Raw genomic sequence first — 13,357 nt, forward strand, 5'->3', positions numbered from 1 at the left:
CCAATCGGGCCAAGTGGCGACAGGGGTCGATTCGGGTGACATTGGCATGGTCTGAGGTCCGTGCCCCTTCGAGGCGCCGACCCGGCCACTCACTCGAAAGGCGTGACCATGGCGGGTAACGATCTGGGAAGCCTGCTCGGCGGTCTCCTCGGCGGCGGTCAGGGGGGCCAAGGCGGCCAGGCCGGTGGCTCCGGAGGCGGCAACGTCCTCGGCTCGCTGCTCGGCGGCCTGCTGGGCGGCGGCGCGGGCGGCGCGGGCAGCGGCGGCGGTCAGGGCGGCTCCGGCGGCGGCAACCCGCTGGGCGGCCTGATGGACATGATCACGAAGTCGGGCCTGGTCAGCCAGGACCAGCTGGACTCCTGGGTCGGCAAGGGCGACAACCAGCCGCTGAGCCCGGACCAGGTCAAGCAGGCCGTCCCCGACGAGACCCTGGACAAGGTGGCCACCGACGCGGGCGTCAGCCGTGACGAGGCCGCCGACCAGATCGCCCGGCAGCTCCCGCAGGCCGTCGACAAGCTGACCCCCGAGGGGCAGGTCCCGACGGGCTCGCTGGAGGACATCATCAGGGAGCAGAAGCTCTGACCCCACCCGGGCTCCCACCCCGGTGAGGCACGCGGCGTCCGTCTCGGCAGGCGGGCGCCGCGCACTCGTCCCCGGGGCCCTGACTACCCTTGTCGGTACAGCAGTCATACGTACGCGAGCGAGGAGCAGCACTGTGGCGGTACGAGCGGTCCGGGGCGCCGTCCAACTGGAGCGGGACACCGCCGACCACATGGACGAGCAGGTCAGCGAGCTGCTCACCGCCATCCTCGAGCGGAACGAGCTGACCCAGGACGACCTGATCAGCATCTGGTTCACCGCGACGCCCGATCTGCACAGCGACTTCCCCGCCGCGGCCGCGCGCAGGCTCGGCATCGTGGACGTCCCGCTGATCTGCGCGCAGGAGCTGCAGATCGAGGGCGCCATGCCGCGGGTCGTCCGCGTCCTCGCGCACATAGAGTCCCCCCGGCCCCGCGCCGAGATCACGCACGTCTACCTGGGCGCCGCGGCCACTCTGCGCAAGGACATCGCCCAGTGAGAACTGCTCTCGTCATCGGCACCGGCCTGATCGGCACCTCCGCCGCCCTCGCCCTCGTCTCGCGCGGCGTGACCGTGCACCTCGCCGACCACGATCCCGGGCAGGCCCGTACGGCAGCCGCGCTCGGCGCCGGCACCGACGAGATGCCCGAGGGCCGGGTCGACCTGTGTGTCGTCGCCGTGCCACCCGCGCACGTCGCGGCGACCCTGGCCGACGTCATGCGGCGCGACGTGGCCCGCGGCTACCTCGACGTGGCGAGCGTCAAGGGCGGCCCGCGCAGGGAGCTCGAAGCGCTCGGTGTCGACCTCACCCCGTACATCGGCACGCACCCCATGTCGGGCCGCGAGCGCAGCGGCCCGCTGGCCGCCACCGCCGACCTCTTCGAGGGGCGGCCCTGGGTCCTCACGCCGACCCGCGACGCCGACACCGAGGTCCTCAACCTCGCCCTTGAGCTCGTCGCCCTCTGCCGCGCCGTGCCGGTCGTCATGGACGCCGACGCCCACGACCGCGCGGTCGCGCTCGTCTCGCACATGCCGCACCTGGTCTCCAGCATGGTCGCCGCCCGCCTCGAGAACGCCGAGGAGACGGCGGTGCGCCTGTGCGGGCAGGGCATCCGTGACGTCACGCGGATCGCCGCGTCGGACCCGCGGATGTGGATCGACATCCTGTCGGCCAACCCCGGTCCCGTCGCCGATCTGTTGTCCGCCGTCGCCACCGATCTCGACGAGACGGTGACGGCGCTGCGGGCGCTGCAGTCGGCGGACGACGCGAAGCGCAGCGAGGGCGCCGCGGGGGTCGAGAGCGTGCTGCGGCGCGGCAACGCGGGACAGGTCCGGGTGCCCGGCAAGCACGGCGCCGCTCCGGCCGCGTACGAGGTCGTCGCGGTGCTCATCGACGACCAGCCGGGACAGCTGGCCAGGATCTTCGCCGACGCGGACCGTGCCGGGGTGAACATCGAGGATGTCCGCATCGAGCACGCGACAGGGCAGCAGGCGGGCCTCGTGCAGCTCCTGGTGGAGCCGAAGGCGGTCCCGATACTCGCCGCGGCGCTGCGCGAGCGGGGCTGGTCCATCCGGCAGTGACCCGGGCCGGCCGGCCGCGGGGCGACCGGGCGGGGGCGGGCGGGACAGGGGTCGCCCCCCGGGCAGTAAGAGGCGGCCACGGGAGCCAGTAACCTTATGCAGGGCAAGAATGCCGCCCTGCTCTCGCCCCGTGCACACAGAAAGGTGCCCGCACCCCGTGGAAACCGTGGAAACCGCCCCGGCATCAGTGATCGTCGCCATCGACGGGCCCTCCGGCACGGGCAAGTCGAGCACCTCGAAGGCCGTCGCCGCCCAGCTCGGCCTCAGCTACCTCGACACCGGCGCCCAGTACCGTGCGATCACCTGGTGGATGGTGCACAACGGCATCGAGCTGAGCGACCCGACCGCCATCGCCGATGTCGCGGGCAAGCCCGAGATCATCTCCGGCACCGACCCGCTCGCCCCGACCATCACGGTCGACGGCACGGACGTCGCGGGGCCGATCCGTACGACCGAGGTCACCTCGAAGGTCAGCGCCGTCAGCGCCGTCCCCGAGGTGCGTGCCCGCATCACGGAGCTGCAGCGCACCATCGCCGCCTCCGCCGAGAAGGGCATCGTCGTCGAGGGGCGTGACATCGGTACGACCGTCCTGCCCGACGCCGACCTGAAAATCTTCCTCACGGCTTCGCCCGAGGCCCGCGCCGCCCGCCGCAGCGGCGAGCTCAAGGGTGCCGACGTCGCCGCCACGCGTGAGGCGCTCATCAAGCGGGACACGGCCGACTCGAGCCGCAAGACGTCCCCGCTGGCCAAGGCCGGCGACGCCGTCGAGGTGGACACCACCGAGCTCACACTGCAGCAGGTCATCGAGTGCGTCGTCACCCTCGTCGAGGAGAAGCGGGCAGCGAAGTGACCGCGGCGCCGTCGGAACGGGGTGCGGAGGTCGGCCGCCGCATCGGCGTCGGCCTCATGTACGGCCTGTGGAAGCCCCGCGTCCTCGGCGCCTGGAAGGTCCCCGCGACCGGCCCGGTGATCCTGGCCGTGAACCACTCCCACAACGTCGACGGCCCGATGGTGATGGGGACGGCCCCCAGGCCGACGCACTTCCTCATCAAGAAGGAAGCGTTCATAGGCCCCCTGGACCGTTTCCTGCACGGCATCGGGCAGGTCAAGGTGGACCGTGAGATCGCCGACCGCACGGCGATCACCCGGGCCCTCGGCGTGCTCGACCACGGCGGCGTCCTCGGGATCTTCCCCGAGGGCACCCGGGGCGAGGGCGACTTCGCCTCGCTGCGCGCCGGGCTCGCCTACTTCGCCGTGCGGAGCGGGGCGCCGATCGTCCCGGTCGCGGTCCTGGGAAGCACGGAGAAGCGCGGACGGTTGTTGAAGGGGCTGCCCCCGCTGCGCAGCAGGGTCGACGTCATCTTCGGCGACCCCTTCGAAGCGGGCGACGACAGCGGACGGCGTACGCGCAAGGCGCTGGACGAGGCGACCGTGCGCATCCAGCAGCGGCTCACCGCGCACCTGGCGGACGCCAGGCGCCTGACCGGGCGCTGAGCGAGACTTTCAGTAGTGGAGCGTCGCGAGGCGGTCCACCGATCACGAATACGACAGAGGTACGGACTTCATGAACGACCAGATCCAGCCCGAAGGCTCGGCTGAACACGAGCACGGGGCGCTTGGCGATGCCGAGTACGCGGAGTTCATGGAGCTCGCCGCGGAAGAGGGCTTCGACGCCGAGGAAGTCGAGGGCGCCATCGGTGAGGCGGGCCACGGCCCGCTGCCCGCCCTCGCCGTCATCGGACGCCCGAACGTCGGCAAGTCGACCCTCGTCAACCGCATCATCGGCCGCCGCGAGGCCGTCGTCGAGGACCGCCCCGGCGTGACCCGCGACCGCGTGACGTACGAGGCCGAGTGGGCGGGCCGCCGCTTCAAGCTCGTCGACACCGGTGGCTGGGAGCAGGACGTCCTCGGCATCGACGCGTCCGTGGCCGCCCAGGCCGAGTACGCGATCGAGGCCGCCGACGCGGTCGTCTTCGTCGTGGACGCCACGGTCGGCGCCACCGACACGGACGAAGCCGTCGTGCGCCTCCTGCGCAAGTCCGGCAAGCCCGTCGTCCTGTGCGCCAACAAGGTCGACGGCCAGTCCGGCGAGGCCGACGCCACCGCCCTGTGGGCGCTCGGTCTCGGTGAGCCGCACCCTGTCTCCGCGCTGCACGGCCGCGGCACCGGCGACATGCTGGACGCCGTCCTGGACGCGCTGCCCGAGGCGCCCGCCCAGTCCTTCGGCGCCGGCATCGGCGGCCCCCGCCGCATCGCGCTCATCGGCCGCCCGAACGTCGGCAAGTCGTCGCTGCTCAACAAGGTGGCGAACGAGAACCGCGTGGTCGTCAACGAGATGGCGGGCACCACCCGTGACCCGGTCGACGAGCTCATCGAACTGGGCGGCATCGTCTGGAAGTTCGTGGACACCGCGGGCATCCGCAAGCGCGTGCACCTCCAGCAGGGTGCCGACTACTACGCCTCGCTGCGTACCGCCGCCGCCGTCGAGAAGGCGGAGGTCGCGGTCATCCTGATCGACGCCAGCGAGTCGATCAGCGTCCAGGACCAGCGCATCGTCACGATGGCCGTCGAGGCGGGCCGCGCCATCGTCGTCGCGTACAACAAGTGGGACACCCTCGACGAGGAGCGCCGCTACTACCTGGAGCGGGAGATCGAGACCGAGCTCCTCCAGGTCGCGTGGGCCCCCCGCGTCAACGTCTCCGCCGAGACCGGCCGCCACATGGAGAAGCTCGTCCCGGCGATCGAGGCGGCCATCGCGGGCTGGGAGACGCGCGTCCCGACCGGCAGGCTCAACGCCTTCCTCGGCGAGCTCGTGGCCTCGCACCCGCACCCGATCCGCGGCGGCAAGCAGCCCCGCATCCTCTTCGGCACGCAGGCGGGCACGAAGCCGCCGCGGTTCGTGCTCTTCTCGTCCGGCTTCATCGAGCACGGCTACCGCCGCTTCGTGGAGCGCAGGCTCCGTGAGGAGTTCGGCTTCGAGGGCACGCCGATCCACATCTCGGTGCGGGTCCGCGAGAAGCGCGGCCGCAAGAAGTAGGCACGGATGGACCGATGGGCCGGGCCCCGCCTTCTTCACGAAGGCGGGGCCCGGCCCATCGGCGGTGGTGCCTCAGAACCCCCTGCGCGGCCCCGGCGGCAGCGCCGCGGGGAACTGCTGGTGCGCCGTGCCGTGCTGCTCGTGGCCGTAGCGGGTGACGTGCAGCTGGCTGAAGGTGTTGTGCCGGGGGTCGAGCCGGTCACCGACGCGGTGCGTGCCGTACGGCGCGCTGCCGAACGATGTGAAGCCCAGATCCTCCTCGCCGGTCCGGTCTCCCGGAAGGGCCTTGAACGACCTGCGGTACTCCGAGTAGAGCGCGTCGTAGATCGGTGTGGCCGAGTGGTCGCCCCCCGTGTCCTGCGCCGAGCGCATGGAGGGAATGGGGGCCTGGTACGCCGGCCGGGGGCGGGAGGGGTCGTATGTGTGCACGTATGTGCCAACGACCCCGTGGTCGTACGGATGCGGGGGCCGCGCCGCTTTCACGGGGCGCCCGGAGCGTGACCGGCGCGGCCGGGGCTCGGGGCGTGAGGGCGGCGCGGCCCGCACGGGCTCAGGTGCCCGCGAGCGGCATCGACGCCGCGACGAGGCGGCCGTGCGTCGCCGCCTTGTCCAGGGCGCCGCGCAGCAGGTCCTCGCGGGGCTGGCGGCCGATGGAGCCGACCGGCGCCGCGAACAGGAGCACGCTCTGGAGCTTGTTCGCCGCCGAGCGCCAGTCCTCGGTGACCTGGAGCGGGTGGTGGGCCTGCCACCAGGCGACGGGGGAGCCGCCGCCTGCCGCGGGCTGGAGCACCGCGTGCAGCTGGCCCGCGGCGAGCAGCACCGACCAGCCGTGCAGCACGGGGGGTACGACGTCCAGCGAGGCCGCCGGCGTGAAGCCCTGCTCCACCAGGAGCTGCAGGAAGTCGTCGCCGCCGCCGGGGGCGGACCCCGGGCGCGCGATGGCGCCGGTCGGCTCGACCACGAGGGCGGGCCGCAGCTCGCCCTCGATGAGTACGAGACCGCTGGTCACGCCGAGGACCGCCTGGTCGGGCACGCCTTCACCACCGGATCCCGCGACACCGGCGAGGCCGGTGCCGTCCTCACCGGTGATGGAGCGCACGGCACCCTGCAGCTGCTCCTCGGAGACCTGGACGATCTGGGAGGGCAGGCAGGTGGCGTGGGCGAAGGCGAGCACGGCGGTCTCGTCGCCGATGAACAGGACCGTGCTGGTGCGTTCCTGTTCGGTGTCGCCGGGGGTACGGCAGGAGGTGCAGTCGTAACTGCCCGGGGCGTTCTCTCCGGCGAGCAGCCGGTCGGCTTCTTCGTCGCCGATCTCGGCGCGTACGTCGTCGCCGACGTCGAGCATGCGCGGCACGGGGGGCTCCTCGGAATCGTTGAGTGCGGACCGGGGGGTGCCCGGCTCATAAGGAGACAACGGGCGATCAGTGGCGCAGGTCACGCGCGAAGGCGAACGGAATCGAACCATCCGCAGCGGAGGGTGAGTTGCCCGGCGGGATCCGTCACTCCGCGCCAACGTCGTCTGCGTACAGGCAAGTTGGGTCGGTGAGGTGGGTCACAGATCACCATGGCGACAGGTCGACAAATGCTGAAATCAGGGAATTAAGTGGCTGGCTTGAATTGGCTGATACCGGGGGTAACGGCTAACTGGCCTGGAATGACAAGGAGTTGGTTGATATCGGGGCGAGAAGGCGCCTAGATTCCACCGCCGTGTGCAGCGAGCACCGCTCGGGTACGTCCGCCGGCCGCACCAGGCAGCCAGCTCAAGCACCACGGCACGCATGTGCCGAACTCCGGCGGACGGGGTGAGCGGACCTCCGGCGTCAGACGCGCGAGGAGGTCCGGGACACCTGGGGGACCCCGGGTCCTTCGAGAGGGATATTCATGTCCGCACGTCCCAAGTGCGTTCGCAGGACAGCAGTGATCGGCGGAGCGGCGTTGCTCGCCCCGCTGGGACTGCTCACCGCCACCGGCCAGGCGTCGGCGGCGGACGGCGGAGTGTGGGATCGCATCGCTCAGTGCGAGAGCGGCGGAAACTGGCGCACCAACACCGGGAACGGCTACTACGGAGGACTGCAGTTCTCCGCCGGTACCTGGCGCGCGTACGGCGGAGGCGCCTATGCGGCGACCGCCGACAAGGCGTCCAAGGCGCAGCAGATCGCTGTCGCCTCCAAGGTCCAGCGAGCCCAGGGATGGGGCGCTTGGCCCAGCTGCTCGGCCCGAGCGGGTGCGTCCGGCAGTGCGCCGGGGGCGGCAGCCGCTCCGGCCGCCCCCAAGGCGGCCAAGGCTCCCCAGGCCCCCAAGGCCCGGCAGCAGCCCGCTGGGCCGCGGACGCGGACGCCGAGTCACGCGAACCGGGGATCCGGGCGCGGTGACTACACCGTTCGGCAGGGGGACACCCTCGGCCGGATCGCTGCCGCGCACGGCGTGAACTGGCGGCAGGTGTACTCCGCCAACAAGGCGGTCATCGGCGGGAATCCGAACGTGATCCTGCCCGGGCAGCGGCTCGACCTCTGAGCCCCGGCCGTCCAGGGGCGCGGTCCCGCCCGGTCGCCCGACCGGGTGGGGCCGCGCCCGCGGCGGCGCGGCACGGCTCCGCGCCGCGGTGGCGCTGCCTAGCGTGGGCGGATGTATCCGATGCCGATCAAGAGTCTCCGGTCGTCGTGGCCCGCTGGTCTGGTCATCGCCGCCGTCTCCTCGCTGCTGCTCCCCGTGTCCGCGCACGCGGCTCCGACGCCGCCACGGCCCCTGCCGGGGCCGGGGTCCGCCGCCGCGTACGACTGCTCCCGCACCGAGGGGCCCTGGAACTGCCTCGCGGAGTGCGAGAGCACGGGCCGGTGGCACGTGAACACGGGGAACGGCTTCTACGGAGGGCTGCAGTTCAAGCAGTCCACCTGGGAGGAGTTCGGCGGGCTCAAGTACGCGCGGCGCGCCGACCTCGCCACCAAGGCGGAGCAGATCAAGGTCGCCAAGGAGGTGCTGCGGGTCCAGGGCTGGAAGGCCTGGCCCGTGTGCTCGAAGAAGATCCCCAGGGAGATCCGCGAGGGCTGGGGCGCCGTGCACGTCGTCAAGGCGGGGGAGACGCTGAGTTCCATCGCCCGCCGCTATGACGTGAAGGGCGGATGGCAAGCCCTGTATCGAGCCAACCGCAAGGAGGTCGGGAGCCGTCCCGACCGGCTGGCCGTCGGCACGAAGCTGGTCATCCCGAAGAAGGCGGCGAAGGTGGCCGAGCTGGTGGGGGCGAAGCCTGCCAAGCCCGCCAAGCCCGCCAAGCCTGCCGAGCAGCCGAAGCCTGCGAAGCCGGGTAAGCCTGCTGAGCAGTCGAAGCCGGGGAAGCCGGGTAAGCCTGGTAAGCCGCAGGAATCGGGTAAGCCTGCTGAGCCCGCGAAGCCGTCTAAGCCTTCTGAGCCGTCGAAGTCGGCTGAGCCTGGCGCCTCGGGTAAGCCTGCGGAGTCGGTGAAGCCTGAGGTGTCGGCTGCGCCTGTTGAGCCTGGCGCGTCGGCTGCGCCAGTTCAGCCTGTTCAGCCTGTCGAGTCGGCCAAGGCCTCTGGGCCGGTCAGGCCGACGGCCTCGGGCGGCTGAGTTCCGTTGCCTCACCGCTGAATACGACCGCGCCGCGGCGCAGTTCGTGCACCACCACTGCCGTCCGGCCCGCATGTTCGCGCAGGCCGGGCGGCAGTCGTTGTTCCGCCGTCATGACGCAGGTGTCCGGGCCGCGCGTGCTCAGGGCGATGAGGAGGTCGTACGTCCGGGACGCGACGGCGGGGGACATGCCCTGGGTGGGCTCGTCGATCAGGATCACCCGGGCGTCGGAGGCCAGGAGGGCGCGGGAGAGGGCGAGCATGCGTTGTTCGCCGCCGGAGAGGGTGCCTGCGGGGCGGGGGAGGAGCGGGCGCAGCTCGGGGTACGCGGCCAGGGCCGGGGTGAGGCCGGCCTTGCCGCCGGGGCCGGAGAGGCCGAGGTTCTCGGCGACGGTGAGGTGGCCGAACACCGCTTGCCCGTCCGGTACGAAACACAGGCCGCGCCGGGCGCGTGCGTGAGCGGTGAGCCGGGTGATGTCGGTGCCGTCCCAGGTGACGGTGCCGGTGGTGAGGGGGACCGTGCCTGCCAGGGCGCGCAGCGCGGTGGTGCGGCCGGAGCCGTTGCGGCCCAGGAGGACGGTGAGGCCCGGGGAGGGGGCGGCGATGCTCACGCCGTGCAGGGCTTCGAGGGGGCCGTAGCGGACGCGGGCCTCGCGGAGTTCGATGCCGGTCCTCATGGGGCAGCCCTGGGGAGGACTTCGGCCGGCGGGCCCGACGTGACGATGCGGCCTGCTGCCATGACGTGCACGGTGTCGGCCAGATCGGCCACCAGGTCGATGTCGTGCTCGACCACCAGGAGGGCCATGCCGTCGGCGGCCAGGGCGCGCAGGACGCGGGCCAGTGCGGCCACTTCGGCGGTGTCCAGGCCCGCTGCCGGTTCGTCGAGGAGGAGCGTGTGGGGGTGGCCTGCGAGGGCTCGGGCCAGTTCTACGCGTCTGAGGGTGCCGGTGGGGAGGTCCGCGGCGGGGTGGTGGCGGGTGGTGTCGTGGTGGAGGGAGAGAAGGCGGAGCGCTTGGGTGGTGGCATGGGGGCTCCGGGGCCCGCCGGTCTGGTCCGCGCCCACTCGGACGTTCTCCGTGATGGTCAGGGACGGGAACACCGCCAGTTGCTGGAACGTGCGGGCCACGCCCAGGCGGGTGCGGGCGTGGGCGGGGGTACGGGTGATGTCCTGGCCATCGAGGGTGATGCGGCCGGTCTCGGGGCGGAGGGTGCCGGCCAGGCAGTGGAAGAGGGTGCTTTTGCCCGCGCCGTTGGGGCCTACTACGGCGGTGATGTGGCCCGGGGGTACGGAGAGGTCGACGCTGTCGAGGGCCGTGAAACCGTCGTAGGCGGCGGTGATGTGGTGAGCCGTCAGGGGAAGCGGGACGTCGCGACGGGCTCGGCTCGGGGTCGGGCCCGCCTCGGTACGGTCCGGTGGCCGCGGGGCTGCCGCGCCCCCGAAGGGCCGCGAACCACGCTCCGAGCGACCCTCCCGAACCACCCCATCGTCCCGCCCCGACGCCTGCACCCCGGCGCCACTTTCCCGCCCCCCGTCACGGCCCCGCCCGCTGCCGGGCAACGAAACGAACCTCACCCGCCGCCCGAACCACGGGACGGCGCCCGCCTGTCCGTCGCGGGGCGATCGGCCGGGGCCCGCCCGCCGACGAAGCCATGGGACGGGATTTGCCCGTCCGATGCGGGGCGGTTGGGTGGGGCTTGCTCGCCCACGAAGCCGCTGGATGGAACCCGTCCGTCGGTTGAGGGGCGATCGGCTGGGTCCTGGCCGCCAGCGAAGCCATCGGGTGGCACCTGCCTGCCTGCTGCCGGGCGTTCGACTGGGGTCTGTCCGCCGGCCAAGCCCTGGGATAGGGCCTGCCTGTCCGTTGCGGGGCGATTGGGTGGGGCTTGCCCGTCCACGAAGCCGTCGGATGGGACTCGCTCGCCCGCTGCCTGGGCATCGGATAGGGCCCGTCCGCCGACCAAGCCAGCGGGCAGGACCTGCCCCTCCGCTGCCGGGCAATCGGGTGGGTGGGTGGGAGGGCTTGTTCGTGGTGGGGATGTTGCCGGGTGATCGGGTGGGTGGGTGGGAGAGGTTGTTCGTGGAGGCGGAGGTGGAGGTGCGGAGGGCCCGGGGGGCGGGGAGCAGGGCTGTGGCGGCTCGGGTGGCCAACGGGGTCAAGGAGCGGCGGGGGTGGTTCCAGTTGGCGGTAGCCGGGATGCGGCCCACCAGGACCGCGAGGACACCGATCACCGCGGCGGCCACCCCGCCCCGGGCCCCCGCGTCCAGGCCCACAAGCAGCGCCGCCGCCACCAGCGCCCCCAGCAGGCTGTCCGCGCCGAGGACCACCACCGCCGCGAACCAGAGGAGCCCGCGCACGGGGTCGTACGCGGCGGGGTCGAAGGCCCGTAGACCCATGCCCAGCATCCCGCCCCCCAGGGCGGCCAGCGCCGCACCGGCCACGAAGGCCGTGAGCTTCAGGGTGCGGACGGGGACGCCCGCGGCCGCCGCCCCCGCCTCGTGGTCCCGCATCGCGGCCAGCGCACGCCCCGTACGGCCCCGCCGCATGCCGAGTGCGAAGAGCAACGCCCCGGCGAGCAGGACCAGTTCGAGGACGTAGTACGCGCGGTCGCTGTCGAATCCCGCCGGCCGGTCCAGGGAGAGGCCCGACGTCGCGTACGGCTGGGCGAAGACGAAGCGGCTGACGCCGACGCCCACCGCGAACGTCGCAAGGGCGAGCGCGAGACCCCGGCGGGTGATCGCGGGCCAGCCGGTGAGGAGACCGAGGGGGGCCACCAGGAGGACGGCCACGGCCAGGGCGGGCAGGTGCGGGAGTTGGGGCAGGCCCGGGAAGCGGCCCGCCGCCAGGAGTGCGGTGAAGAGGGCGCCCAGACCCGCGTACGCCGCCTGGCCCAGGGAGATCTGGCCGCCTCGGCCGGTGACGATGACCAGGGAGAGGAGGATCACCGCCAGGGCCGGGACCTGGACGGACGTGGTGAGGTCCGAGCCCGCGAAGCCCAGCGGGATGAGGAAGAGTACCGCCGCCACGATCCACGCCCCCGGCGGCGTCGGGACGCGCGAAGTCGCCGTGCGCGGGAGCGTGTTCCGCGAGCCGAGGCCCGGCAGCGCGAGGGCCGCGACGAGGAGGGCCACCACGAAGAGGTTCGCGCCCAGGGACTGGAGGAGCGGTTCCGCCCAGCCGGACGGATGCAGGCGGGTCAGCTGGCTCTGGGCCACGCCCAGTCCGAGGGCCACCGATATAGCGACGAACAGGCTGCGCATCCGGGCCGCCACCGCGACCGCCATCACCTCCATGACCAGCAGCGGCATGCCGTAGGGGTCCAGGCGTACGAAGGGGGCGAGCAGGGTGCCGGTGAGGCCCGCCGTGAACGCGCCGAACGCCCAGCCCGCCGAGGCGACCCGGTCCGCGTCGATACCGCTGAGGACCGCGAGGGGGCGGTTGTCGACCACGGCCCGCAGCTCGCCGCCGAAGCGGGTCCACCGGGTCACGGCCCAGACCGTCGCGGCGAGGGCGACCGTCACCGCCAACGGGGCCCAGGGGTCCGCCGACACGAGGGTGGGGGCGTCCGCCTTCGCTCCCGGGCCCCAGATCAGTGCGGCCCCGCCGACCAGCAGGATGAAGACGCCGATGGACGCCACCAAGGTCTGGGCCGGGTCGCTGCCCAGGACCGACAGGGGGCGGAACACCGCCTTCTCCAGGAGGAGGCCGATGGCCGGGGCGACGAGCAGGAGCGTGACCGCCGTGGCCAGCGGCAGGGGCCAGTGCCACTCCACCGCCAGCTGGCGCAGGACGTACGCGCAGACCATCGCTATCGCGCCGTGCGCGAAGTTGAGGACACCGGTCGCGCGGTACGTGACGATCAGGCCGATGCCGGTGAGGGCCGCCGCGCTGCCGACCGCGAGCCCGGCCAGTGTCAGGTCGTAGCTCAGGGAGGCCACCGGGTCATCGCTCCGGTGACGGGGTGATGGGGGTCGCCTGCGGTTCGCAGATGGGGCACGGGCTCAGATCGCCGGTCGCGAGGATGTGGGCGTCCGCGGGGACCGCCTCCGGTTTGCCCGCCACCAGGGGACAGTCGGCCCGGTGCCAGAGCGTCCCGCCGGGGATCATCAGGAGGTCGCCGCTGGTCGCCACCGGGGCCGGTCGCTCCGTCGTGGCGGGCGCCGTGCCCGCCGCCACCAGGAGCTCGTACAACTCCTCGACGCGCGCCGTGGCCAGGGTGCTCCTGCCGTGAGTGAGGAGCACCGCGCCGGCGATGATCAGGGCCGCGCCCGGCACCGTGCACGACGCGAGATACGGGAGCTGACGCTCGGCGAAGCGTTCGCCCGACATTCCGTACCAGCCGATCACGCAGAGGACCGCACCGGCGGCGAGGGCGGCGAAGGCCGTCCAGAGGACGGGGCGCACGGCACGGAGCCCGGCCGAACGAGCTGTCTGATCCGGTTGAGCCGCCCGCATCTGCGCCCCCTGGGACACGTTCGTAGCGTCGGTGGGCTGTCCATGTCAGCCGATGGATTGCACTATGCCTTCTGCAAGCTGACCCTGAAAGCTCCGGGCCGCGATGGCCCGGACCGATACCCGGTGGT

The 13,357-nt window shown here is 72.7% G+C and carries 13 protein-coding genes; 8 read left to right on the forward strand and 5 right to left on the reverse strand.

Annotated features, from left to right (window positions below):
• Positions 1-108 precede the first annotated feature (108 nt).
• The 6 genes from OG302_RS32350 to der all read left to right on the forward strand — a co-directional run bounded on the left by OG302_RS32350 (position 109) and on the right by der (position 5,197).
• A complete protein-coding gene (locus OG302_RS32350; protein WP_371529996.1) occupies positions 109-582 on the forward strand; it encodes a YidB family protein in 474 nt (157 codons plus the stop codon).
• Between the two features lie 133 nt (positions 583-715).
• The gene (aroH, locus tag OG302_RS32355) at positions 716-1,078 is read left to right on the forward strand and encodes a chorismate mutase (RefSeq protein WP_361833889.1); all 363 of its coding nucleotides are present in this window, start codon (positions 716-718) and stop codon (positions 1,076-1,078) included.
• Complete coding sequence (locus OG302_RS32360) at positions 1,075-2,160, forward strand: prephenate dehydrogenase (RefSeq protein ID WP_371529997.1); 1,086 nt, start codon at positions 1,075-1,077, stop codon at positions 2,158-2,160. The genes aroH and OG302_RS32360 overlap by 4 nt, the downstream gene beginning before the upstream one ends.
• 166 nt (positions 2,161-2,326) lie before the next feature.
• Complete coding sequence (gene cmk / locus OG302_RS32365; protein WP_371750301.1) at positions 2,327-3,010, forward strand: (d)CMP kinase; 684 nt, start codon at positions 2,327-2,329, stop codon at positions 3,008-3,010.
• Positions 2,968-3,654, forward strand: a complete 687-nt coding sequence (locus OG302_RS32370; protein ID WP_371529998.1) for a lysophospholipid acyltransferase family protein — start codon at positions 2,968-2,970, stop codon at positions 3,652-3,654. Before cmk ends, OG302_RS32370 begins: the two co-directional genes overlap by 43 nt.
• A gap of 70 nt (positions 3,655-3,724) precedes the next feature.
• Positions 3,725-5,197: a ribosome biogenesis GTPase Der gene (gene der / locus OG302_RS32375; protein ID WP_371529999.1), complete on the forward strand. Its 1,473-nt coding sequence runs from the start codon at positions 3,725-3,727 to the stop codon at positions 5,195-5,197.
• Between the two features lie 72 nt (positions 5,198-5,269).
• On the opposite strand, the gene OG302_RS32380 is transcribed toward der, so the two are convergent.
• Together OG302_RS32380 and OG302_RS32385 are read right to left on the reverse strand one after the other, a co-directional pair.
• Positions 5,270-5,569 (reverse strand): hypothetical protein, encoded by a 300-nt coding sequence (locus OG302_RS32380; protein WP_371530000.1) that lies wholly within the window; start codon positions 5,567-5,569, stop codon positions 5,270-5,272.
• A gap of 178 nt (positions 5,570-5,747) precedes the next feature.
• Positions 5,748-6,551 carry a hypothetical protein gene (locus tag OG302_RS32385; protein ID WP_361833899.1) on the reverse strand — a complete coding sequence of 268 codons (804 nt, stop codon included), beginning with the start codon at positions 6,549-6,551 and terminating at the stop codon, positions 5,748-5,750.
• A 527-nt stretch (positions 6,552-7,078) separates the two neighbouring features.
• Here OG302_RS32385 and OG302_RS32390 point away from each other — a divergent pair.
• On the forward strand, positions 7,079-7,711 hold the full coding sequence (locus OG302_RS32390; RefSeq protein ID WP_371530001.1) for a transglycosylase family protein: 633 nt from the start codon (positions 7,079-7,081) through the stop codon (positions 7,709-7,711).
• Between the two features lie 120 nt (positions 7,712-7,831).
• Entirely contained in the window at positions 7,832-8,776 is a 945-nt protein-coding gene (locus OG302_RS32395; RefSeq protein ID WP_371530002.1) for a transglycosylase family protein, read from the forward strand.
• Here the strand turns inward: OG302_RS32395 and OG302_RS32400 are convergent.
• Genes OG302_RS32400 through OG302_RS32410 form a run of 3 tightly spaced genes read right to left on the reverse strand, consistent with a single transcriptional unit; the run spans position 8,751 to position 13,229 of the window.
• The gene (locus OG302_RS32400) at positions 8,751-9,452 is read right to left on the reverse strand and encodes an ATP-binding cassette domain-containing protein (protein ID WP_371530003.1); all 702 of its coding nucleotides are present in this window, start codon (positions 9,450-9,452) and stop codon (positions 8,751-8,753) included. The two genes, OG302_RS32395 and OG302_RS32400, sit on opposite strands and share 26 nt — an antisense overlap.
• Complete coding sequence (locus tag OG302_RS32405) at positions 9,449-12,712, reverse strand: ATP-binding cassette domain-containing protein (RefSeq protein WP_371530004.1); 3,264 nt, start codon at positions 12,710-12,712, stop codon at positions 9,449-9,451. The genes OG302_RS32400 and OG302_RS32405 overlap by 4 nt, the downstream gene beginning before the upstream one ends.
• 4 nt (positions 12,713-12,716) lie before the next feature.
• Positions 12,717-13,229: a hypothetical protein gene (locus tag OG302_RS32410; RefSeq protein WP_371750302.1), complete on the reverse strand. Its 513-nt coding sequence runs from the start codon at positions 13,227-13,229 to the stop codon at positions 12,717-12,719.
• Positions 13,230-13,357: the final 128 nt, after the last annotated feature.

Source organism: Streptomyces sp. NBC_01283 (assembly GCF_041435335.1).
In the GTDB taxonomy this organism is placed as follows: domain Bacteria; phylum Actinomycetota; class Actinomycetes; order Streptomycetales; family Streptomycetaceae; genus Streptomyces.

Excerpts from the sequence above, each read along its gene's own strand:
- OG302_RS32350 (WP_371529996.1), top strand. The coding sequence starts at position 109 with ATGGCGGGTAACGATCTGGGAAGCCTGCTCGGCGGTCTCCTCGGCGGC.
- der (WP_371529999.1), top strand. The coding sequence starts at position 3,725 with ATGAACGACCAGATCCAGCCCGAAGGCTCGGCTGAACACGAGCACGGG.
- OG302_RS32380 (WP_371530000.1), bottom strand. The coding sequence starts at position 5,569 with ATGCGCTCGGCGCAGGACACGGGGGGCGACCACTCGGCCACACCGATC.
- OG302_RS32390 (WP_371530001.1), top strand. The coding sequence starts at position 7,079 with ATGTCCGCACGTCCCAAGTGCGTTCGCAGGACAGCAGTGATCGGCGGA.
- OG302_RS32395 (WP_371530002.1), top strand. The coding sequence starts at position 7,832 with ATGCCGATCAAGAGTCTCCGGTCGTCGTGGCCCGCTGGTCTGGTCATC.
- OG302_RS32400 (WP_371530003.1), bottom strand. The coding sequence starts at position 9,452 with ATGAGGACCGGCATCGAACTCCGCGAGGCCCGCGTCCGCTACGGCCCC.
- OG302_RS32410 (WP_371750302.1), bottom strand. The coding sequence starts at position 13,229 with ATGCGGGCGGCTCAACCGGATCAGACAGCTCGTTCGGCCGGGCTCCGT.